This is a genomic window from Arthrobacter sp. NPDC093128 (assembly GCF_040683875.1).
Taxonomy (GTDB): Bacteria; Actinomycetota; Actinomycetes; order Actinomycetales; family Micrococcaceae; genus Arthrobacter.
Window position 1 is genome coordinate 1 of the sequence record NZ_JBFBEY010000022.1, and the last position, 22,769, is coordinate 22,769.

At 63.1% G+C, this 22,769-nt stretch carries 20 protein-coding genes and 1 pseudogene; 17 read left to right on the forward strand and 4 right to left on the reverse strand.

Annotated elements, in window-relative coordinates; genetic code table 11:
- Positions 1 to 285 precede the first annotated feature (285 nt).
- The 6 genes from AB0N24_RS21720 (at position 286) to AB0N24_RS21745 (ending at position 5,008) form a co-directional block, all read left to right on the forward strand.
- Positions 286 to 594: a hypothetical protein gene (locus AB0N24_RS21720; protein WP_364128905.1), complete on the forward strand. Its 309-nt coding sequence runs from the start codon at positions 286 to 288 to the stop codon at positions 592 to 594.
- A gap of 82 nt (positions 595 to 676) precedes the next feature.
- Positions 677 to 1,096: a heme-binding protein gene (locus AB0N24_RS21725; protein WP_364128907.1), complete on the forward strand. Its 420-nt coding sequence runs from the start codon at positions 677 to 679 to the stop codon at positions 1,094 to 1,096.
- Between the two features lie 184 nt (positions 1,097 to 1,280).
- On the forward strand, positions 1,281 to 2,774 hold the full coding sequence (locus AB0N24_RS21730) for a CoA-acylating methylmalonate-semialdehyde dehydrogenase (protein ID WP_364128910.1): 1,494 nt from the start codon (positions 1,281 to 1,283) through the stop codon (positions 2,772 to 2,774).
- Positions 2,775 to 2,896: 122 nt separating this feature from the next.
- Positions 2,897 to 3,244, forward strand: a complete 348-nt coding sequence (locus AB0N24_RS21735; protein ID WP_364128912.1) for a hypothetical protein — start codon at positions 2,897 to 2,899, stop codon at positions 3,242 to 3,244.
- The gene (locus AB0N24_RS21740; RefSeq protein ID WP_364128915.1) at positions 3,237 to 3,626 is read left to right on the forward strand and encodes a 3-hydroxyacyl-CoA dehydrogenase family protein; all 390 of its coding nucleotides are present in this window, start codon (positions 3,237 to 3,239) and stop codon (positions 3,624 to 3,626) included. Before AB0N24_RS21735 ends, AB0N24_RS21740 begins: the two co-directional genes overlap by 8 nt.
- A 44-nt stretch (positions 3,627 to 3,670) precedes the next feature.
- Positions 3,671 to 5,008 carry a TIGR00366 family protein gene (locus AB0N24_RS21745; protein ID WP_364128917.1) on the forward strand — a complete coding sequence of 446 codons (1,338 nt, stop codon included), beginning with the start codon at positions 3,671 to 3,673 and terminating at the stop codon, positions 5,006 to 5,008.
- Positions 5,009 to 5,083: 75 nt separating this feature from the next.
- On the opposite strand, the gene AB0N24_RS21750 is transcribed toward AB0N24_RS21745, so the two are convergent.
- The 4 genes and pseudogenes from AB0N24_RS21750 to AB0N24_RS21765 form a co-directional block, all read right to left on the reverse strand.
- Positions 5,084 to 5,302, reverse strand: coding sequence for a hypothetical protein (locus tag AB0N24_RS21750; RefSeq protein ID WP_364128919.1), 219 nt, complete (start codon positions 5,300 to 5,302; stop codon positions 5,084 to 5,086).
- Positions 5,303 to 5,517: 215 nt separating this feature from the next.
- Positions 5,518 to 5,696 (reverse strand): annotated as a pseudogene (locus AB0N24_RS21755) (pyridoxal 5'-phosphate synthase lyase subunit PdxS); the annotation flags it as partial.
- A gap of 40 nt (positions 5,697 to 5,736) precedes the next feature.
- Positions 5,737 to 6,129 (reverse strand): RidA family protein, encoded by a 393-nt coding sequence (locus AB0N24_RS21760; RefSeq protein ID WP_364128922.1) that lies wholly within the window; start codon positions 6,127 to 6,129, stop codon positions 5,737 to 5,739.
- A gap of 461 nt (positions 6,130 to 6,590) precedes the next feature.
- The gene (locus AB0N24_RS21765) at positions 6,591 to 7,211 is read right to left on the reverse strand and encodes a helix-turn-helix domain-containing protein (protein ID WP_364128925.1); all 621 of its coding nucleotides are present in this window, start codon (positions 7,209 to 7,211) and stop codon (positions 6,591 to 6,593) included.
- A gap of 191 nt (positions 7,212 to 7,402) precedes the next feature.
- Here AB0N24_RS21765 and AB0N24_RS21770 point away from each other — a divergent pair, with 191 nt between their 5' ends.
- The 11 genes from AB0N24_RS21770 to AB0N24_RS21820 all read left to right on the forward strand — a co-directional run bounded on the left by AB0N24_RS21770 (position 7,403) and on the right by AB0N24_RS21820 (position 22,758).
- Entirely contained in the window at positions 7,403 to 8,758 is a 1,356-nt protein-coding gene (locus AB0N24_RS21770; RefSeq protein ID WP_364128927.1) for an MFS transporter, read from the forward strand.
- 31 nt (positions 8,759 to 8,789) lie between these two features.
- Positions 8,790 to 11,462 (forward strand): family 78 glycoside hydrolase catalytic domain, encoded by a 2,673-nt coding sequence (locus AB0N24_RS21775; RefSeq protein WP_364128930.1) that lies wholly within the window; start codon positions 8,790 to 8,792, stop codon positions 11,460 to 11,462.
- A 39-nt stretch (positions 11,463 to 11,501) separates the two neighbouring features.
- Positions 11,502 to 12,734, forward strand: a complete 1,233-nt coding sequence (locus AB0N24_RS21780) for a family 1 glycosylhydrolase (protein WP_364128933.1) — start codon at positions 11,502 to 11,504, stop codon at positions 12,732 to 12,734.
- Positions 12,731 to 13,549, forward strand: coding sequence for an SDR family oxidoreductase (locus AB0N24_RS21785; protein WP_364128935.1), 819 nt, complete (start codon positions 12,731 to 12,733; stop codon positions 13,547 to 13,549). The genes AB0N24_RS21780 and AB0N24_RS21785 overlap by 4 nt, the downstream gene beginning before the upstream one ends.
- 186 nt (positions 13,550 to 13,735) lie before the next feature.
- On the forward strand, positions 13,736 to 14,794 hold the full coding sequence (locus AB0N24_RS21790) for a LacI family DNA-binding transcriptional regulator (RefSeq protein WP_364128938.1): 1,059 nt from the start codon (positions 13,736 to 13,738) through the stop codon (positions 14,792 to 14,794).
- Between the two features lie 150 nt (positions 14,795 to 14,944).
- On the forward strand, positions 14,945 to 15,595 hold the full coding sequence (locus tag AB0N24_RS21795) for a TetR/AcrR family transcriptional regulator (protein WP_364128940.1): 651 nt from the start codon (positions 14,945 to 14,947) through the stop codon (positions 15,593 to 15,595).
- Positions 15,596 to 16,117: 522 nt separating this feature from the next.
- Positions 16,118 to 17,431: an ABC transporter substrate-binding protein gene (locus AB0N24_RS21800; protein WP_364128943.1), complete on the forward strand. Its 1,314-nt coding sequence runs from the start codon at positions 16,118 to 16,120 to the stop codon at positions 17,429 to 17,431.
- A 260-nt stretch (positions 17,432 to 17,691) separates the two neighbouring features.
- Positions 17,692 to 18,633 carry an ABC transporter permease gene (locus AB0N24_RS21805; protein ID WP_364128946.1) on the forward strand — a complete coding sequence of 314 codons (942 nt, stop codon included), beginning with the start codon at positions 17,692 to 17,694 and terminating at the stop codon, positions 18,631 to 18,633.
- Entirely contained in the window at positions 18,630 to 20,411 is a 1,782-nt protein-coding gene (locus AB0N24_RS21810) for a dipeptide/oligopeptide/nickel ABC transporter permease/ATP-binding protein (protein ID WP_364128949.1), read from the forward strand. The genes AB0N24_RS21805 and AB0N24_RS21810 overlap by 4 nt, the downstream gene beginning before the upstream one ends.
- The gene (locus tag AB0N24_RS21815; protein ID WP_364128952.1) at positions 20,411 to 21,271 is read left to right on the forward strand and encodes an ATP-binding cassette domain-containing protein; all 861 of its coding nucleotides are present in this window, start codon (positions 20,411 to 20,413) and stop codon (positions 21,269 to 21,271) included. Before AB0N24_RS21810 ends, AB0N24_RS21815 begins: the two co-directional genes overlap by 1 nt.
- Positions 21,271 to 22,758: a family 43 glycosylhydrolase gene (locus AB0N24_RS21820; RefSeq protein WP_364129083.1), complete on the forward strand. Its 1,488-nt coding sequence runs from the start codon at positions 21,271 to 21,273 to the stop codon at positions 22,756 to 22,758. The genes AB0N24_RS21815 and AB0N24_RS21820 overlap by 1 nt, the downstream gene beginning before the upstream one ends.
- Positions 22,759 to 22,769 lie beyond the last annotated feature (11 nt).

Consider the following 22,769-nt stretch of genomic DNA (forward strand, 5'->3'; position numbering starts at 1 on the left):
AGGCACTGAGGGCGGTTCGCGGGCACTTTTCGTGAGTCTCGTCGATGCCTTGACCGGGCCCTAACCGCTTCGTAAGGTTCATACACCGGATCGGCACACCGGTCACGGTCTCACCCGGCACCGACCGGGGCCCGCGATGCGAGGCAACCACGACTCGACTCATCGGCCAGGCAGCCCCGTCAGGTGTCTGTCGCACTGCCTGTCCGCGCTTCAGCACGGCTCCAGCCGCGCTTTACGCACCCGGCCCACACTTCGAACGAGAACCAAACAGATCAGGAGACGATTATGATCATCCACATCGAGCACTTCACGTCCGCACTACCGGACGAGCGCATCCAGGAGTTATACACCTCGCGGATGGCCAACTTGGAGGCAGTGCCCGGCCTGCTGCAGAAGCACTACCTGCGCTACGAGAACGGGCAGCACGGCGCGGTATACATCTGGGACTCGCCGGAGGCGTTGCAGGCGTTCCAGGACGGCGAGATGTTCCGCTCGATCGCCGACACCTATCAGGTGAGCGAGTGGACCAACGAGGTAGCCGATGTCGTACTGTCCCTGCGGGCGCCCGAGGCAGCGGCGGGAACCCTTCGATGATCCGGCCTTCGCGGTCTGCGCGGTCGTTCCATGACGGCACGCGGACAGCCGGTCCACGCGGCCTGAAGAAGGAGGAGGACGCATGAACCTCGATCTCGCTCGTCGCGCCATCGGCGGGGCCTTGGGCCACGCCGCCTCGCAGGGGTACAAGCCGCTGACCGTCGTCGTCCTCGATGCCGGCGGCCACGTCGTCGCCGCCGAACGTCAGGACGGCTCCTCGAACAAGCGCTTCGAGGTCGCCTACGGCAAGGCCTCCGGTGCGCTGGCCCTGGGCATGGGCTCACGGGCCCTGATGGCCCGCGCCGAGCAGCAACCCTACTTCATCGCTGCGGTGAGCCGATCGGTCGGAGCCTTGGTGCCGGTACCCGGCGGTGTCCTGGTCATGGACGACGAGGGAGCGCTGGTGGGCGCGGTGGGCATCTCCGGGGACACGTCCGACAACGATGAGTCGGCGGCCCTGGCCGGAATCACGAGCGCTGGACTGAGCGGTGACCCGGGATGATCGCCACGCAGCTGGGCCGGACCGACCCGGCGGGGCTGTCGTTCCGGACGCTGAGCAGATCCAAGCCATCTACAAGAAAATCTACGCTTAACTTCCTCCGAAAAGACCGGGCCAACGAACGGCTGTCCGCCGGCGTGAACCCGGCACGGCCCTCCTCACCTAGTGACTCTGAAAAGGATCCATCATGACCACCATCAAGCATTTCATCAACGGTGTTGAAACTGCCGGCGTCGGCGATCGCAGCCAGCCGGTCTACAACCCGGCCACCGGCGCCGTATCCGCAACGCTGCGGCTCGCCAACCGGGCCGATCTGGACGTCACTGTCGCCGCAGCGAAGGCCGCGGCGGAAAAGTGGGCAGACTTCTCCTTGGCCAAGCGCACCGCTGTCTTGTTCAAGTTCCGCGAACTTGTCGCCTCGCATGTTGAGGAACTCGCTGCCCTGATCACGGCAGAGCACGGTAAGGTCCTCTCCGATGCGAAGGGCGAGATCGGCCGCGGCCTGGAAGTGATCGAGTTCGCTTGCGGCATCCCCACCCTGCTCAAGGGCGACTACTCGGACCAGGTCTCCACCGGCATCGATGTTTTCTCCTTCCGCGAGCCCCTGGGCGTGGTCGCCGGGATCACCCCGTTCAACTTCCCGGTCATGGTGCCTTTGTGGATGGCCCCGACGGCGATTGCCACCGGAAACGCCTTCATCCTCAAGCCCTCCGAGCGTGACCCGTCCGCCTCGATGCTGCTGGCCAAGCTGTGGAAGCAGGCCGGCCTGCCCGACGGCGTGTTCCAGGTCCTGCACGGCGACAAGGAAACCGTCGACGGCCTGTTGACGCACCCGGACGTAGATGGCATCAGCTTCGTTGGTTCCACGCCTATCGCCCAGTACGTCCACGAAACCGCCACCAAGCACGGCAAGCGGGTCCAGGCCCTGGGCGGGGCGAAGAACCACGCGATCATCATGCCCGACGCGGACCTGGACAACGCCGCGGACCACCTGGCCGCTGCCGCGTTCGGTTCCGCCGGGGAACGCTGCATGGCCATCTCCGTGGCCGTCGCCGTCGGGGACGCAGCGGACCTGCTGGTCAAGAAAGTCGAAGAGCGTGCCCTGGCCGTCAAGGTCAGCAACGGCACGGAGCCCGACGCCGAAATGGGCCCGGTCATCACGCCCGTCTCCAAGGAGCGCATCGTCAGGATCGTCACCGAAGCCGAAACTGCGGGAGCGGCCATGGTAGTGGATGGCCGGGACCTGGTGGTACCCGGCCACGAAGAGGGCTTCTGGGTGGGCCCCACCGTCCTGGATCACGTCAAGACCGAAATGACCGCCTACACCGAGGAAATATTCGGGCCTGTCCTCGTCGTGGTCCGCGTCGAGGACCTGGATGCCGGCATCGAGCTCATCAATGCCAACCCCTACGGCAACGGCACCGCCATCTTTACCTCCTCCGGCTCGAACGCCCGGAAGTTCCAGCGCTCCGTTGACGTGGGCATGATCGGCATCAACGTGCCCCTGCCTGTCCCGGTGGCCTACCACTCCTTCGGCGGCTGGAAGGCCTCCCTCTTCGGCGACAAGCACATCTACGGACCCGAAGGCGTCTCCTTCTACACCCGCGGCAAGGTAGTCACCTCCCGCTGGCCCGAGCCCACCCACGCCTCCGGCGCCTCCTACAACTTCCCCTCCAACTAGTCCCGTCCGCCTGTCTGTGGTTCCCGCTTGCGGGAACCACAGACAGGCGGGCGGCCGACCAGATGCGTTTCGCAGAGAGTTTCTGAGGAGCAAGAACGGTGTTTCGCTATTATTCTTGTCTTATGTTGGCCACTGCTGTCGTCGGGGCCGTCCTGAGCATCATCGCGTCAGGGACACTCTTGCTTGCCCTCGGCCTGGTGATGCTCAGGATCAGCTCCGGGGGACTGTCGGCAATCTGGATGTCCCAGCACGAAAAACGCCTAACCCCCGAGAAGATCCGTCAGGGCCTGGCTGAGGTCCGCGAATGCAGAGCCTTCGCCCTGAGCCTGCCGCTGGATTATCCGGGCGGCACCGGACTCAACGCCAACCGTCTGCCTCCGGTGGTCCGGCCGAACCTGCGCCAGGGGCACGTGAACTTCAACTGCAGTCTGACAGCATTGAACGACGACGGCCACCGACGTCATGAATGATGACCTAGCCGTGCTGCACCTGCAGGGGGCCCTTCTCCGCGAGGCATATTGCCTTGTACGCGACGGTGTGGCCTCGGTTGATGACGCCGACCGGGTGGTCCGCGAAGGCCTTGGCCTGCGCTGGTCTTTCATGGGACCGTTTGAAACGGTGGATTTGAACACCCGGGGCGGCATCGAGTCCCAGGCTCAAAAAATGGGCCCGGCCTACGCCCGCATGGGCGCCCAACGCGGCCAGAACGATCCATGGACGCTCGAGCTCGTGCAGCGCGTTGCCGCCGAGCGCCGCTCCCTAATCCCGCTGGCAGACTGGGAAGCCCGTGTGGCCTGGCGTGATGAACAGCTTATCAATCTCATCCACTTCAAAGAGGAAGCTAACCCATGACCAACCTAAAGACCCGCCCTGTTCCGTCCGGGAAACAAGGGATAATGCAAAACATTGCGGGATTTTTCACCGAGCTGATGCGCAAGTACCTGCCGGATTCGTTCGTCATCGTAATCGGCCTGACCATCGTGACGTTAATTCTGGCCGTGACCGTCCAGCATCAGAACCCGATCGAGTCCATTTCCAACTGGGGACACGGTTTTTGGAGCCTTCTTGCCTTTACCACGCAGATGGCCGTCATCCTCGCCTGCGGCTATGTGCTGGCGAACGCTCCCGTAACGGACCGGCTGCTGGACAGGATCGTCAGCCACGTCTCGGCACCGCGCACCGCCGTCATCGTCGCCACCCTCGTCGGCGGCATCGGCTCATACCTGAACTGGGGCTTTGGCCTGGTGATCGGCGGCGTCATCGCCAAGAAACTGGCCATGGACGTGAAAGGTGTGCACTACCCACTGATCATCGCCTCCGCTTACAGCGGCTTCACGCTCTACGGTCTGGGCTTATCGGCGACGATTCCGCTGACCATCGCCACCCCCGGCCATGCGCTGCAGAAGAGCATGGACCTTATCAGCCTTGGCCAAACCATCTTCTCCCCACACATGCTCGTCACGGCCGCAGTCGTCCTCATCACCCTGCCACTGCTCAACGCCGCCCTGCACCCGAAGCCCGGCCAGCCGGTAAAGGAAATCAACCGGTCCCTCTTCAACTCGGACAAGTCCACCGTCCCCGTCAATGAAGACCTGGCCGAAAACACCGTCGCTTCACGGATCAATAGCAGCAGGGCGCTCAGCATGATCATCGGCGCCCTCGGTATCGCTTACGTAGTGATCTACATGGTCCAGGGCGGCGCCGTGGACCTTAACCTGATTAACTTCATCATCCTGTTCTTGGGCATCATCCTGCTGGGAACCCCGATCCTGTATGTCACGAAGCTCAACGAGGGTATCAAGGCCATCTCGGGAATCATCCTGCAGTTCCCCTTCTACGCCGGCATCATGGCGATCATGGGCGGTTCCGGTCTGGTGCTGACTATCTCCCAGTGGTTCGTGAACATTTCCACCGAGCAGACTCTGCCGTTCTGGGGTCTGGTCAGCTCCTTCGTCATCAACTTCTTCGCGCCGAGTGCGGGCGGCCACTGGGTTATCCAGGGACCGTTCATGATCGAAGCGGCCAACACCTTGGGCTCCTCGCTGGCGCAGACCTCGATGTCGGTGCAGCTGGGCAATGCCTGGAATGACCTGGTCCAGCCGTTCTGGATCATGCCTGCCCTTGCCCTGTCCAAGCTGAAACTCAAGGACATCATGGGCTACACCGTGATCATGATGGTCTGGGTTGGCCTGATCTACATCGTCTCCGTCCTCGCGTGGGGGTTCCTGGGCTGACGGCATACCTGATCGAAACCTTCGACAAACCCGGGGCGCTGCCGGGAATGGCGAAGGCGACCTTTCCGCGACCACCTACTCGATGAGCCCCGCCGCCTGGAGCCTGGTGCGGTACTTTGCCACAAGAGTGGGCTTGGAACCGGTGCGCCGGACAATGTCGGCCGCCGTTGAGGTACCCTCATCCACAGCCATGGCGTGAAGGAATTCCAGGTCCTTTTTCGAAGCCGTGGCGAGGGCCGCTTCGATCACCACGCGTTCGTTGCGTCGTATGGCTGCTGCCGCAGCTCGATCCACTGCAGGGGGAGCGGGAAACCGTCGATTTTTCCGCTTCCCCTCCACAGGAAGTAGCCGACGAGCTGGATCAGGAAGGGGTTGGCCGGCCGACATTGTCGTCGAAGCCACCCTCACCAGCCCTGTTGATGGGGAAGCGGCTGTATCGCACGCGAAGTGGGCCATCGAGTCCGGCAAGCACGTTGTGACCACCACCAAGGGTCCTGTGGCCTTGCACGGGCGGCACGCTGGGCCGGGTTGCCGGACTTGAAGATGCCCGAGCCGACGAACACGCCGTCAGCACCGAGCTGCATCATTCCTTGAGCAGTTCATACGGTGCCGGAAGTTCCTTGGCCGCAACATACACTTCGTCCTCGGGCAGTGCGGCAAGCTTGGCAGTCTCGGAACGGATCTGGCGATCTCGGGAGTGAGCGTATCGAAGTGGTCGTGCGTCTGGTTCACCCCTGGCGGCGAATAGCCTGCAGTTCAATCTCGACGCGTGCCCTGAGCGGGAGCCCGGCGACGGCGACCGTCGTGCGCGCGGGATACTGGCCGTCGAAGTACCTCGCGTACACGGCGTTCATCGGAGCGAAGTCGTCCATGTCGACGAGGAAGACATTGACTTTGAGTACATCGTGCCAGCTGCTGCCGGCCGCCTCGAGGACGAGACCGAGGTTGTCGAAGACGCGTGCGGTCTGCTCCTCGATGCCCCCGTTGACCAGCTGCCCTGTCTTCGGGTCGATGGGCGTCTGACCAGAGAGGAACAGCAGACCATTCGGGACACCGCACGCGTGGGAGTAGGGGCCTACGGGCGCCGGGGCGCGCTCGGCTATCACATATGTCGGTTCCATCGTTCAGGTCCTCTCCGTCGGGCGGTGCGCGCTGCCGGAGCGACCGGCCGGCGACCGGGTGCCAGGGCTGTCGGTTCGCCGATTTTCAGTCTACTGCCGCACTGATGCGGCGAGCTCTCACCCGGTCGGTACATGCTCGGGACTCCTTGCGTGAAGAGAAGAGTGTGACGTCAATTCAGCGCCTTTCGGCCAGGGCCCTGAAGCCGTCCCGAGCATCCTCGTCAGCCGCGGCTAGCGACACTGAGTGGTCACAGAGCGCCGTCATAAAGGTCTGGTTATGACTGTCCAGGGGATGCCGGGTGAGGCTGTGGGCGAGGTTAGGAGTTGGTGCCAGTTTCGATGATGGCGCCGTTGAAGGTGACCCGGTCCACGATCACGTGTTGGGATGCACACAGCGGCCGCGGTCATGGAGACCGGGTCTCAGTTCTGTGTTTGAGCGGGGTGGGCCTTCGATATTGAGCCTATTCGTTCTGCGGCGGGGCGAGGAACTTCATCAGTGTTTCCATAAGGTGGAGGGTCTTCCTGTCCGGATCGAGGAGGGACTGGATCCGAAGGCCGTCAATCATGGCCATGACCATGGTTACTTTGTCGTCTGCGCTGAGTTCCTCGCTGTCCTGAGTGGTGGCGAGCCGTGTGCTCGTGAAGTGGTCGCGCATCTTTTCCCGGCGCGAAATGAAAAAGTCGTGGGCTGGGTGGCTCGGATTTGTTGCCGCGATGGTAATGGCCAGCCAATTCCGCTGCTGATCCGGGTGCGCAAACTCGTCCCGCAGGACGCTGGCCAGTACCTGCTCCCTGGGCACCTTCGATTCGATGATGCGGCGGGCAAGTTCCGAGTCGTCGGCGTCGCGCTGCGCGAGGGCGGCCAGGAGAAGCTCATCCTTGGTGGCGAAATGGCGGAGCAACGCCGCGTGGGTTACGTTCGCCCGGGAAGCAATATCCCGGAGGGAAGCCCGCTCGTAACCATGCTCGGCGAAGCTTGCTGAAGCTGCCCTGACGATCTCCGCCCGGCGGGCGGGAGTTGATGCGTATGGGCCGCGTCGTCGTGGGCCAGCCTTTGTCTCGGTCTCTTGCTCGGCAGTCATGCTCACGTAAATCGACTCTTTTCTGCGGCTGGCTTTTTCTTCTTCTCGGGCTATTGCCAATTGTAACCACTCTGGCTACTATTTCTCGAAGAGTAACCACGCTGGTTACTATTTAGTTTGGCTTTCGACACAGCTGTCGTCCGGCGTCCGCGGTGCTGCGGGCGGGGAGCCACCCGATTAAGGAGTCATAGGTGACTACGAACGAACACGAGGCTTCGGTTCTGGTTGGCAGCATTGTCGCCGCCCAGCCGGTGCCCGGCAACCAAAGCCCCGGTGGCGCTTCCGACAGAGTTGAAAGCAGCGCCGACGAACCCCAGTCACCTGTGAGCAGGAGCTACATTTTTTGGCTGATGCTGGCCAGCTTCGGGGCATCGATCGCCATGATGGTGCCGCTCTCTTACGGCATCGCGGTGCGGATCAGCGAACTGGCCCCCGGCCACGAGGAGGTGCTTGGTTACATCACCGGTACGGCCCAGCTGATTTATCTTGTCATCAGCCCGATGGTGGGTATCTGGAGCGACCGCATGCGGTCCGGCTTTGGCCGCCGCACCCCGTTCATCTTCCTCGGCACGGGGATCGGGCTGGCAGGTCTGGTGGTGATGGGGCTGGCCCCCGATCTGCTGATCGTGGGCGCGGGCTGGGTCCTGGGCATGGCCGGCTGGTCGATTTCCGGCGCGGCAATCCAGAACCTGATGGCCGACAAGTTGCCGGACCAACAGCGCGGACGCGTTTCAGCACTGACATCCCTCATGACGCAGATCGCGCCCGTCCTGGGCATCGGGGTGGCCTATGCGGTCTCGTCAGACACGCTGCTGGTCTTCGTTGTTCCCGGCCTGATCGGCGCCGTGCTGCTGGCGCTGCTTCCAATCGTCAAGCCGGAAGGCAGCTCGAAGGACCTTGCCGTTGGCTCGCAGGTCACTGCAAAGTCGGTGATCGCCAGCTACGGCTTCAACGTGCGCAAGTACCCCGACTTCGCGTGGAACTGGCTGGGCCGGTTCGTGTTCTTCATCGGACTGTACTTCAACACCACGTTCGGCACGTTCTTCTACGCGCAGCGCCTTAGCCTCCCGGTGCGTGAAGTAGCCGGGGTCGTCGCCACCATCGGCATGCTGGGCGTGGTCGCGGCTGCAGCGGGCGCGCTGCTGGGCGGGTTCCTGTCGGACAAACTGCGGCGCCGGCGCCTGTTCGTGATGATCGCCGCACTGCTTTTTGTGGGCGGAGCGCTGGCAGAGGCAACCGCATGGTCCTTGCCCCAGCTGATCATCGGCGCCGTGCTCATGCAGACCGCCATCGCCGTCTTCGCAACAGTTGATCAGGCCATTATTTTCGCCATCCTGCCGAACCGCACCGAAACCGGGCGATACATGGCAGTGGTGGCCTTCGCGCAGAAGATCCCAAGCGCCGTAGCACCGCTTATCGCTTCGCTGGTCATCACGATCGGCGCCACCGGCGCCGAGAAGAACTACACGCTCCTGTACCTCACTGGCGCCGTGTTTGCCCTGCTGGGCGGCACGGTGATCGCACTCAAGGTCAAGTCAGTCCGCTAGCACCTGCCACATCAAGGAAGAAGGAACACCCATGGGCGGAACGCCCTACGATCTGGCCGTCGACAGCGGCGGAGACCAGTTCCCGGTCACGGGGCCTGCCCCCAGGCTCTCGTGGAAGATTTCAGCGAGTACCACCGCTTCCTATGAACTCGAAGCGACCATCGACGGGGTACTGCAGCCCGCCGCGACGACGGGTCAGCGCCTGTACGTACCTTGGCCGTGGCAGGCTCTGCGCAGCCGGCAGCGGGTCCAGTGGCGGGTCCGGGCCGCGGCCACCGGCGAGTGGTCCGCGTGGTCTGGTTTCGAAGCCGGACTGCTGGACGCGGACTGGACCGCCTCCTGGATTTCTCCGGTTGAGCCGGGAGACCCGGGCTATGGCCGCCGGCCCGCCTACCTCCTCACCACGCACTTCGACCTGCCGGACGGCGTGAAGTCAGCCCGGCTTTACGCCACCGCACTGGGCGTCTACACAGCGGCGCTCAATGGCGAACGGACGGGCACCGCCGAACTGTCCCCCGGGTCGACGTCGTACGACCGCACGCTCTACGCGCAGGCCTTCGACGTGACATCCTCACTGAGGCCGGGACGCAACCGGGTGGACATAGAACTGTCCGACGGATGGTACCGCGGCCAGGTGGGCGCCTTCCGGCTGCCGGCCGGCTGGGGCACGACGCTGGGAGCACGTGCAGAACTGCACATCGAACTCAGTGACGGAACCCGCCGGGCTATCCTCACGGACGGCAGCTGGACGAGCGCCCCGTCGACGACGACCCGTGCAGACCTGATGGACGGGCAAAGCGTTGACTTCGCGGCGCCTGCGGCCGCGCCGGCGAAAGCACTCGTGGACGTGGTGGAGACGCCGCCGGTCGACTGGTCGCCCGCTCCTCCGGTTCGCGTCATTGACTCCCGTCCGCCGGAAGACGTCCGTGAGGTCAGGCCGGGTGTATGGGTGGCCGATTTCGGCCAGAACGCGTCCGGGTGGATCCGGCTCGAGGACCTCGGAGCAGAGGGCACGCGCACGGTGATCGAGTATGGCGAACACCTCGGCCCGGACGGGGACCTCTCAACGTCCCACCTCGATTCGCATCGGCCGGGAGAGGCGGCAAGAATCTTCTCCCAGCGTGATGAAGTGACAGCAGGACCCGCCGGCGCAGTTTTCGAACCCCGCCACACGGTCCACGGCTTCCAGTACGCCCGCATCAGCCGTTTCGGCACCGGGCTGGACCCCTCGGCGCTGACCATGCAGGTGGTCCACACCGACCTTCGCCGTACTGGCGAATTCTCGTGCAGCGATGAGGGTCTCAACCGCCTGCACAGCGCGGGCGAATGGAGCTTCCTCGGGAACGCGGTGGACGTGCCCACCGACTGCCCCACCCGCGAACGGGTGGCCTGGACGGGCGACTACCAGGTGTTCATCTCCACCGCCACCAGACTGAGGGACGTGCTCGGCTTCAGCCGGAAATGGCTGAGGTCAGTGCGCGACGACCAGCTCGAGGACGGACGGATCGCCAACTTTTCCCCCGACGGCCGCCGCATCAAGAACAACCTCGATGACCAGTTCGCGATGATGACCGGATCCGCCGGGTGGGGGGACGCCATTGTCGCAGTTCCCTGGGCCCTTTACGAGGAGTACGGCGATGAGGCGGTTCTCGCCGAGAACTGGGACCCCATGGACCGATGGGTCAAGTGGGCCCTCGAAAAGGCACGCACCACCCGCCACCACGCCCGCGCCCAGCTCGCACCCGAGCCGGAAACGTTTGAGGAGTACCTCTGGGACGGCACCTTCCACTGGGGCGAATGGACCGAGCCGAAAAAGCGCGACGCCGACGGGAAGCTGATCGACCCGGTCCAGGACAATCCCATGGCCTGGTTCATGGAAAACAAAGGCGAAGTCGGAACGGCATACGTCTACCGGTCCGCGGCGACACTCTCCCGGGCAGCCCACGTTCTTGGACGCACGGAAGATGCAGCAAAGTATGCGGAAATCGCGGAGTCCGTCCGGCAGGCGTGGCGGGCCGCCTACCTTCGCTCGGATGGAACCACTGTCACGGACAGCCAGGCCAGCTACGTCCGGGCGCTCTCGTTCGGCCTCCTGTCGGAAGAAGCCCGTGAGCCTGCGGCAAAGCGGCTCGTCGAGCTGATCCGTGCCGCTGACACGCATGTGGGAACGGGTTTCCTGTCCACGGGGGATCTGCTTCCGGTTCTTGTTGACGCGGGCCGGGCGGATGTGGCTTACGAGTTGCTCCTGCAGCGCAGCGCGCCGTCGTGGCTGTACATGGTGGGCAAGGGCGCCACGACGATCTGGGAATCATGGGAGGGCATCGACGATGAGGGCAACGCCCACGAGTCGCTGAACCATTACAGCAAGGGAACAGTTCTCCGGTTCCTTCACGAACACACCCTGGGCCTGCGGCAGGATTCGGGGTCGGTGGCGTGGCGCTCGATTGTGATCGCTCCAAACCCCGGTCCCGGCATCACCTGGGCCCGCGGCACGCATGAAACACCGAACGGAACCATCAGGGTTCATTGGCAGCTCGACGGGGAAGAATTGCGCATCGATGCGGACATCCCGGGTGACACCGTCGCCCGTATCGTGTTCCCGGACGGGTCCGAATACACCGCCAGGCCGGGCAGGTACCGGGCTGCAAGACCCATTCCGTCCGCAAACACCACCCACCCAACGTACGCGGCTGCAACACGCTAAATACGTGCCGCGACGACCACTCACAATACAAAGGATGACATGACTACTTTCCCCGACGGCTTCCTATGGGGCGCCGCGACTGCCGGCCACCAGATTGAAGGCAGCAACGTTAACAGCGACTGGTGGGCACGCGAACTGACCATGCCCGGCATGGAGCTCTCAGGAGACGCCTGCGATAGCTACCACCGGTACCGGGAGGACATCGACCTCCTCGCTGACGCCGGCCTGACCTCCTACCGCTTCAGCCTCGAGTGGGCCCGGATCGAACCAGTCCCCGGGCACTTCTCCAAGGCAGAGCTCGCTCACTACCGCCGCATGATCGAGTACTGCTTCGAACGGAACGTGACGCCCGTCGTCACCCTGCAGCACTTCACAACCCCGCAGTGGTTCGCGAACGACGGCGGCTGGCTGGCTCCCGATGCGTCCGAGAAGTTCCAGCGCTATGTGAAGGCAACCACGGAGATCCTTGACGGCGTCGAATGGGTCGTCACAATGAACGAACCAAACATGCAGGCGGCCATCATGACGGCCATGCGCAGGATGCAGCAGACGCCGGGCGGTGAGTGGCAGAGCCCCACCGTAGAAGTGGAGGGGGAGAAGAAGCAGACGCACAGTGACTTCCTCACCTATGCGGATCCCGAGATTGGCCGTACATTCACGGCTATCCACCATGCGGCCCGTGGCATCGTTCGCGCTCACACGACAGCGAAAGTCGGATGGACCATTGCCGCGGGTGCGCTGACGGCAGTACCAGGGGGAGAGGAGAAGCTGCTTGAAATCCGGTACGGCAAGGAAGACGTTTACTGGGAGGGCAGCCGCGGCGATGACTTCGTCGGCGTGCAGGCCTACTCCAGCCAGGAAGTCGACGCTAACGGCCTCGTCCCGCACCCGGCACACCCCGACAACACGCTCGTCGGCACCGCATACCGCCCGGATGCTCTCGCAACGGCCGTCCGCCACGCATGGGACATCACAGGCGGCGTGCCCGTCCTCATCACGGAGAACGGCATCGCAACGGCCGACGACGGTCAGCGGATCCGCTACACAGCAGAGGCGCTGCAGGGCCTCCACGAGGCGATGGCCGAGGGCATTGACGTGCGCGGTTACCTCCACTGGTCGCTCCTGGACAACTTCGAGTGGGGACACTGGGAGCCGACGTTCGGTCTCATCGCGGTCGACAGGGAAACCTTCGTCCGTACCCCCAAGCCGAGCCTGGCATGGCTCGGCCGCGTCGCCCAGCACAACGGACTCGACGCCGAGGTGCTCTCATGACAAGCGCCTTCGCAGACGTATCCACCGTCCCTGTCACTGATCTTCTCTCCCTGGCTGGCAGGCGGGCAGTTGTTACCGGCGGCGCACAGGGGCTCGGCAAAGCCATTGCCGTCCGGCTCGCGGAAGCCGGCGCCGACGTCCTCATCGGCGACGTCAACGAGGACAGGGCACGAGCCGCCGCAGCCGAGATCGCGGAACGTTTCCCGGTGCGGGCCGCCGGCGTCGTCATGGACGTTACCGACTCCGGATCAGTCCGCTCCGCCGCGGCAGCTGCCGCCGAGGAGTTTGGCGGGATTGACATATGGGTGAACAACGCCGGAATTTTCCCGAGCGTCCCGGTCCTCGAAACGCCCGACAGCACCTGGGACCAGGTGTTCGCCGTGAATGCACGCGGCGTCTTCAACGGCTCCCGGGAAGCCGCACGGCACATGACCGGCGCCAACCGGGGCGGAATCATCATCAACATCGCCTCGACCGCAGGGTTCACAGGCACAGCACCCGGGCTGTCGGCCTACGTCGGCTCCAAACACGCCGTCCGCGGCATGACAAAGCAAATGGCGCTCGAGTTCGCTCCCCTCGGAATCCGCGTCCTCGGGGTAGCCCCCACCTTCGTGCCCACCGAGGGCAACATGGCGGCGGCGGCCGCGCAACCCCCAGCCGAATCGGGCAAGGCGATGGCCGTCATGACAAACAGCCTCATCGGCCGCATCGGAACCCCTGACGACATCGCTCGCGTCGTGCTGTTCTGCGCCAGCGATCTGTCCACCATCATGACCGGAAGCACCCTCCTCGCCGACGCTGGGCAAACCATTTGAGTCCATATACGTGCAGACAGGGCCAACCAAGCATCGCCAACTACGGGAGGGAGGTGCTCGTGTGCCTGGGCCAGACGACCGGCTACGCACAGTCAGGTACCGGGCAGGGTCCATCTACTTTCGGCAGTAGTTTTCCCTCCCGGCACATCGGGTGTCGAGCGCTCCCGGATTCGAAAGGATGGAGCAGTGACAGTTCCTTCGACCCCGGAACAAAATGATGCGGACCACCCATCGCCGCGAAGCATCAATGCCGGAAAATCCAACCCCACCATTTACGACATCGCCAGGGCAGCCGGCGTGAATCCTTCGACTGTGTCACGTGCGCTCAGCAATCCGGGCAGGGTCAGCGCCACGACGCGGAAGCTAGTCGAGGATGCAGCCAACCAACTGAACTACCACGTCAACTCGTTCGCCCGGGCGTTACACACGGGAAGTACGAATACCATCGGCCTGATCGTCGCGGACATTACCAACCCCACGTTCTTCGACGTCATTCGAGGGGCCGAAACCACCACCAGTGGACGTGACTACACTTTGGTCCTTGCGGATTCGTCCGAGTCCGCACTCACTGAGCTGACGGCAGCCCGACGGATGATGGCCACCGTGGATGGCCTGATTCTGGCAAGTCCCCGCATGGAGGATGAGGACATCAGGGCCATGGCCTCTGACAAGCCCGTGGTCGTCATCAACCGCGAGGTGTCGGGGGTGTCCTGTGTCATCCCCGACGCCAACAAGGGAATTAGTCAAGCGGTCCGAAGCCTGGCCGCCAACGGCCACAAAAAACTGGCCTTTGTTGCCGGCCCGCCGCAATCGTGGATGTCCGCCCGGCGATGGCACGGGGTGGAGGCTGCCTGCGAATGGTCCCGGCTCGAGGCGCTGCGGCTGGAATCCGCCAAGCCAACGGTCGACGGCGGCAGGCAGATGGCGCGGGCCGTTCTCGCCAGCGGTGCAACAGCAGTGTTGACGTATAACGATCTCCTGGCGATCGGACTCATGCAGGAACTCCAAGCCGCCGGAGTACCGGTGCCAGACCACCTCAGCATTGTGGGTTTTGATGACATCTTCGGCGCGGACTTCACCTCGCCGCCACTTACCACTGTTCGTTCACCTTTGCGGGAATGTGGCGCTTTAGCGGCTGAACGGATGCTCGACCGTCTGAACGGCATCCCAGAAGTCATCGGGACAATCCATGCCGAGACGGAACTGGTACTCCGTGGCTCCAGCGGACGGTTGCTCACGATATGAGTGCGCTCCGCTGTCCGTACACGACAACAAGCGAGTGAAAACAGAGCAGGTCCTAGTTATCGCCTGTCTTTTGTCATCTAAAGGAGCCGCCAGCCAACGATTCAGGCAAGTTCTATGGTGTACGACTCAGTTTGCAGATAGACTTTGCCTATGAAGCAAGCCCCGCCAGCTCGGCGGCGTTACGCCAAGACGACCGAGCGCCGCTCCGCGATAGCCAAAGCCGCACTCGAAATAGTCCTCGAAAAGGGGCACCGTGCGTTAACCACCGCGGAAGTGGCGCTAAGGGCCTCGATGAGTGAAACGGCCATGTTGTATCACTTTCCAACGCGCGATCACATTCTCGTGGCCGCTATGGAATTGGCCGATCAGGAAAGGCGCTCAGTGCTGACCGGCGAATTCACCGGGAGCGAAGCGAAAGGCAATGAATGGCCCCCGCCGGGAATTGCACGCATCACTCAGGAGCAAGAGGCAACCATTAGGTTATTCCTCGCGCTGGGCGCGGAGGCCGTGAATCCCGAACATCCGGCACACGCATATTTGAAGGATCACAATGAGCGTGCAGTGCAGGACTTTGCCACCGGCGTAAAGCGGCGACAGGCGGACGGAACTGCTATTCCAGGGCTCGATCCTTACGCTGTTGCACGCCAAATGCTGGCGGTATGGAGCGGTCTGCGTTCGCAATGGCTCATCAACCCGTCCTTCAGCCTCGATCTGGAAGTTGCCCAAGCGTTCCGGGCCCTGAACGGGCAACCTCTCATGGAGGCCAAGCGGCAAATTGATGAAGTTCTGTCACAAAACTGACCTTAATAACCAGCGCTAGCGCAACCCTTTCGACAATTACTGTGCTGCCTTTGATTAGACCGGCTGGATTGTTTGGCGTGCCCTTTAAAAGGGCCTCTAGGCTGGAAACAATCAGCCGAATAAAGTACCACAAATTTTTGGCAACCGGTTGTAATATCGTTTCAATAATGCTTTGCTTGTGATGTTGAACACCGAATTGATCGAAACGCTTCAGGCCCCTAACGCATACACCTGACTTTCGACACATCCCCCAAACCGACAAAGGAGTCACCCAACATGATTTCATCCTTTCCCCGAGCCAGATCGCTGACACGTGCCGCGTCCGCCTCCCTGGCTGTTGCCGCACTGCTGGCCACAGCGGCCTGCTCACCGCCGGCCGCAGACCCGGCTGCCGCGCAGACGGCCTCCCGCAATGAGGAGCTCAGCATCGCCGTGCAGGCCCAGCCGGCGTCCCTGGATCCGGCACAGCTTGCCGAGGGTCAGCAGTCCTACATTTGGGGATCGATCTTTGACACCCTCCTGATGCTCGATAAGAACGGGAAAATCCAGCCAAATGCGGCTGAAAGCTGGAAGTACTCAGAGGATATGCGTACGCTCACGCTGAAACTTCGCGACGGTCTGAAGTTCAGCTCAGGGCATCCTGTCACTTCGAAGGATGTGGTGGCGACGCTGGAGCGGACCCGTGCCACCCCGGGCCAGCAGCAGCCAAAACTGGCCAAGGTAAGCTCCGTTTCGGCGCCTGATGACTCGACTGTCGTCATACAGCTGTCCTCACCCGAGCCGTCGCTCTTGAACTATCTTGCGCAGGCAACAGGTGTTATCGGCGACGCTGACACGCTGGCGTCCGAGACGACGAAACTCCGCCCGACCGGATCAGGACCCTACGTTCTTTCGGACGCTACCGTGGACGGCACCGAGTACGTCATGGAGCGCCGGGATGATTACTGGAACGCCGCAGCTTTTCCGTTCAAAACGGTAAAGATCAAGGTCATCCAGGACAGGACCGCCCAGTACAACGCGCTTCAGGCTGGAGAAGTTAAAGCGGCCCTGATCCAGGCTCCTCAGCAAAAACAGGCTGAGGGCGCGGGCTTCACCGTGAAGGAAGTGGAGGCGACTGCCGCGCTTGTTCTCGTCCTGGCAGACCGACAGGGCGGACTTGTTCCGGCGCTTGCGGATCTGAAGGTTCGTCAGGCCATTAACATGGCATTCGACCGGGAGCAGATTGTGAAGGCCCTCCTCAACGGGGTCGGCAAGCCCACGGCCCAGGTGTTCGACCCAAGTGGTGCTGCATACGACCCTGCGCTTGAGGGCACATACCCCTTCGATCCGACGAAGGCACGCAAACTTTTGGCGGAGGCCGGTTATCCCGATGGCTTCTCGATGACGATGCCCAGCACGGTCATTTCGCAATCCTTCGAGCCGGTGATCACGCAGGCCCTCTCTGACATTGGAATCAAGGTGACCTGGGAGCCGGTGCCCCCGCAGAATACGGCGTCATCGATCGCGTCCAAGAAGTACCCGGCCGTGCTGTGGTTTTACGGGCTCAACAGTGCCGGCCGCCAGGTGGGCGACATGTACGTCCCTGAAGCATTCCTTAACCCTTTCAAGTGGCAGGACGCTGAATTCGACAAGTTGCTCCAGAACGTCGCCAACGAGCCGGACGATACAGTCCGCGACGGTCTCTACAAGAAGGTCAACGAATACACGGTGAAACATGCTTTGAACGCACCGATCGCGTATGTTGGCACGCTGTGGGCGACTGCGCCCGGCATCGACTTCCTTCCCACCACCGTCCTGTTGCCCACGGTCCGGGACTTCGGTGTAAGCGGCGGCTAAGCCCCCGGACAGCAAAAGGCGGAAGGCCCGGCCACTGTGTCGGGCCTTCCCGCCCCTTACCCCGCAAAACCGGTTCAGCTGCTTGCGGCTCATCCGGCTCCCGGCCCGCCCTGTATTCGTTGAAACCCTCTGCAGGGCACAACTTGAGCCACCCCATGAAATACGGTGCACCAACAACACAGGGCACCAACCGCCAGAAGGCGGCATCACACACGACAAAGGAGTTCGAAGATGCCAGAGGAAATGTCGCGAGGAAGCTCATGATCACCTACGCCCTGCGACGTCTTGGGGCGGGCATCGTGCTCGCCCTGCTCGTCACCATGATCACGTTCTTCCTCCTCAGCGGCTCCCTGGAATCCGTGGCCCGCGAACGCCTGGGCAGCGCAGCCACACCGGAGTCCATCAAGGGCCTCATGACCCAGCTCGGTTTTGACCGGCCGGCTATCGTCCAATACCTGGATTGGCTCGGGTCGGTCATTACCGGTGACTTCGGCACCTCCCTGTTCACCAGCCAGCCTGTCGCTCCCGCCGTTGCGTCCCGTTTGGGTGTCACGCTCTCCCTTGTCGTCACCGCGCTCATCATTACCGTGATCGTTAGCGTCGCGCTGGGCGTCTGGGCGGCCTCACGCGGCGGTGTGGCCGACAAAATTTCCCAAGGCCTGTCGCTGGTCGGTTACATCGTGCCCGGGCTGCTCATCGCGATTGTCCTCGTCGCGGTGCTGGCTGTGAACCTGAAGCTGCTGCCGGCGACCGGCTTCACCCCATTCGCCCAGAACCCCGCAAAATGGGCGGCATCCATCACTATTCCCGTGATCGTGCTGGTCATCGGGGGAGTAGCGAACATGGCCGCCCAGGTCCGCGGGTCCATGATCGATGAACTCCGCAAAGACTACGTCCGCACTTTACGGACCCGCGGCATCCCGACACGCTCCATCGTGCTCCGCCATGCCTTGCGGAACGCCGCCAGCCCTGCACTGACCGTGCTGTCCCTTGAATTCATCCAGATGCTGGGCGGAGCGCTCATCATCGAAAACGTGTTCGCGCTTCCTGGCTACGGCCAGTACGCATTCAACGCGTCCCTGCAGGGCGATATCCCCATCATCATGGGCATCACGTTGTTCAGCGTCATGCTCGTGGTCACGGTGAACCTCATCACGGACGTAGTCAACGGCTGGCTCAACCCGAAGGCGAGAATCAATTGAGCATTGAAGAACTCAGCATCGATCCAGGGCTGGCAGCCCCACCCCGGAAATCCCCGCTGCGCAGACTCCTTAAGGACCCACAGGCCCTCATCACCTCCGCCCTGCTGCTGGTCATCATCGTCCTTGGCCTCCTTACGCCCTGGATCGCCCCGCACGAACCCAACGAGGCCCAGCTCAATGCCATCAACGCCGTGCCAGGGACGCCCGGTTATCCACTGGGCGCAGACCAGAACGGGCGCGACATCGCTTCCCGGCTCCTCCATTCGATCAACACGAGCATCATTGCAGGCCTGATCGGCGCCAGTGTTGCCCTCATCATCGGGGTGACCTTCGGCCTCATCGGCGGCTACTTCGGAAGGCGGCTGCGCAGCGCAACCGAGTGGGTCTTCAGCCTCATCATGACCTTCCCCGGACTGCTGCTGCTCATCGTCCTCATGCCCGTCACCAAGGGCGACTACCGCGCCACCATGCTCATTTTCGGTGTACTGCTCTCACCCGGGATCTACCGCATCGTGCGGAACCTCGTGATCGGTGTAAAGAACGAGCTTTATGTGGACGCTGCACGGGTGTCCGGCCTGTCCAATCTCCGTATTCTGGGCCGCCACGTTCTCTTCGTTGTCCGTGGACCCATCATCATCGCCGCCGCGTTCCTGGCCGGATCAGCGATCAGCCTGCAGTCAGGCCTTGCCTTCCTGGGGGTCGGGTCGAACCTTGTTCCCAGCTTCGGCGCGATGATCGCCGACGGCTTCACCAACCTCTACGTCGACCCCACCCAGTTCATCTGGCCCAGCGTCCTGCTCGGCACGCTCACTGCGTCCCTGGTCCTGCTGGGCAATTCCCTCCGTGACGCGTTCGAGGGAGTGAAACTAAAGCCGTCCAAACTGGCGACCCCCCACGTCCAGGCCCAAGGGCGGGCTGCCGGTGATGAACTATCAGCTGACCTGTTGTCCGTGGAGGACCTGATCATCGCTTACCCGACCCCTTCCGGTCAGCTGAATGAAGTCGTCAAAGGTGTCACCCTCAGCCTTCGTGCAGGGGAGACTCTGGGCCTGGTGGGCGAGTCCGGATCCGGCAAGACCCAAACCGCTTTCTCCATCCTCGGCGTCCTCCCGTCGGAAGCTGTAATCGTGCGCGGCACCATCCAACTGGAGGGACGGAATCTGCTCTCCCTCAGAGAACGGGAATTACGCGAACTGCGAGGGCGGGAGATCGCCTATATTCCCCAGGAGCCCATGTCGAACCTGGACCCCTCCTACACCATCGGCGCCCAACTCGTGGAAGGCATTCGGGCCTCGGCACGGATGTCCGGCGCAGACGCCAAAGCCAGGGTGCTCGCACTCCTGGAGCGGGTGGGAATCCAGAACCCGCAACGGACCTTCGATTCCTACCCGCACCAGATCTCCGGCGGAATGGCCCAACGCGTCCTGATTGCCGGCGCAGTGGCGAGCCGCCCCAAACTGCTCATCGCCGATGAACCGACAACCGCCCTCGATGTAACCGTTCAGGCCGAAATCCTTGACCTGATCCGGGACCTGCAGACTGAACTGAACATGGCTGTCCTGCTCGTGACCCACAACTTCGGGGTAGTCGCCGACATCTGCGACCGGATCGCAGTGATGCAGAACGGCCAGGTTGTCGAGTCGGGCACGGCACTGGAGCTGTTCCGGGAACCCAAACACCCATACACGCAGATGCTCCTGGGGTCGATCCTCGACGAGCACACCGTCCGGACCGACCCGCCCGTGCCTGTCGCGGCGGCCGCTGGAGAGAGAAACTGATGACTACGCCACTTTTGGACGTGACCGACCTCCGCGTCGCCTTTGCAGGCCGAGGATTCCGTGCCAAGACAATTGAGGTCCTGCACGGTGTGTCCCTGAGCATTGGCGAGGGGGAGACCCTGGGCGTGGTGGGCGAATCCGGATCCGGAAAGACCACCATCGGCCGCGCTGTCCTGGGCCTGGTGAAGCCCAGCGGAGGAAGCATCCGCTTCCAGGGAGCGGACATCACCCACGCCAGCCCCAAGGACCGCCGCACCCTGTCCAAAGACATCCAGGTCGTCTTCCAGGACCCCTACACGTCGCTGAACCCGTCACTGACGATCGGGGACACACTGAGCGAGCCGCTCGTGGTGCAGGGCGCGACGGCCAGTGATGCACGAGCCCGCGTCCAGATGCTGCTGGACCAGGTCGGCCTCCCACGGGACGCTGCCGAGCGTTTGCCTCGGGAGTTCAGCGGCGGGCAGCGTCAACGCGTCGCCATCGCCCGCGCCCTCGCCCCCAAACCAAAACTCATCGTCTGCGACGAGCCGGTCTCGGCCCTGGACCTGTCCACACAGGCCCGGGTCATGGACCTTTTCATCGACATCCAGCTCAGCACGAGTGTTGCCTACCTGTTCGTCTCCCACGACCTGGCAGTCGTGCGGCACATCAGCCACCGCGTCAGCGTCGTCTACAAAGGGGACATCGTCGAAACCGGATCCGCGGACAAAGTGACGTCCACACCCGAGCACCCGTATACGCAGAAACTGTTGCTGGCGGCACCGATCGCGGACCCCGTGGAGCAGGAGAAGCGCCGGGCAGAACGTCACCGGATGGCCGAGATCCATCGCGAACAGAACGTCCAGGCGGGCGTCGCGTGATGGGGGCAGCGCCGATACTTTCCGGTTTCCATCCTGACCCGTCCATCTGCCGGGCTGGTGAGGACTACTACCTGATCAACTCAAGCTTCGAGTACTTCCCCGGTGTACCAATTTTCACCAGCCAGGACCTGCGAAGTTGGAAGCAAATCGGCAACGTGCTGGACCGCGAAAGCCAGCTCAACGTAAGCCCCGGCCTCTCCGGCGCGGGCAAAGGCATCTACGCCCCGACCATCCGTTTTCACAACGGACGATTTTGGATGACAACGACCAACATCACGGACGTGGTCAAGGGACACCTCATCGTTCACGCCGAGGACCCGGCAGGCCCTTGGAGTGACCCGGTCTACACCGGCGGCGCCATCGGATGGGATCCGGACCTGTCCTGGGACGAGGAAGGACACTGCCACCTCGCGTGGGCTGACCCAAGGGGCGGCATCGCGCACGCAACGGTTGACCCACTCACCGGCCAGCTGCTCTCCGAGACGGAGCTGATTTGGAGAGGGACTGGCCTGTCCTCCCCTGAGGGCCCCCACCTGTTCCGCAGGAATGGCTGGTGGTACCTCCTGGTGGCCGAGGGCGGAACCGGTCCGGGACATGCGGTCACCATTGGCCGCTCCCGGTCGGTCACGGGCCCCTACGAGGCTCACCCCGACGGCCCGATCCTCACCCACCGCAGCACCTCCCATCCAGTACAGAACACAGGCCACGCTGACCTGGTGGAACTCCAAGACGGCAGCTGGGCAATTGTCTACCTTGGCGTGCGCCCACGTGGAGAATTCCCCCGCTTTCACGTGAACGGACGGGAGACCTTTCTCGCCGGCGTGGACTGGACCGGCGACTGGCCGGTGGTCATTCCGGATCGCCACCAGGAGCCCCAGGCCACGACATCCTTTGTTGACGATTTCGCGGCGGTTGAACTGCACCCACGCTGGATCGCCCCCGGCGTCCCTCCCGCAACGTTCTGCCACCTCGACGGAACCGGCGGCGTCACACTGAACGCAGGCCGCAGGCCCCATGACCGGGAAGCCAAGCATCTGCTCGCGGTACGCGCACGGGACGCCGAATGGCAGGTGAACGTGGAAGCACCAGCCGGTGACCTGTCACTGGTCGTCCGAATAGATGATGCGCACTGGGCAGGGATCGAGCGCCGCGGCGACGTACTCACTGCCCGCGCCGTCATTGGACCGATGGACCAGACACTCGCTTCCAAGAACGGCATCCCCATGGGGGCACCGCTTGCGCTGCGGGCGGTGGGCCAGCCACAAAAGCACGGCATCCGGACGGGTCCGGACCGGGTCGAACTCGGCTACGTGCAGGGCGGCTTCAGAGTACTGGCAGCCATTGATGGCCGGTACCTCTCAACGGAAGTCGCAGGAGGGTTCACAGGCAGAGTCATCGGGGTAGAAGCGCTGGCCGGGCACGCGCGAGTGGACCGCTTTGAGTACTCTGCCGGTGCCACTGAACCTGCCGCCACCCCCGACTTTTGAGAGGTACAACC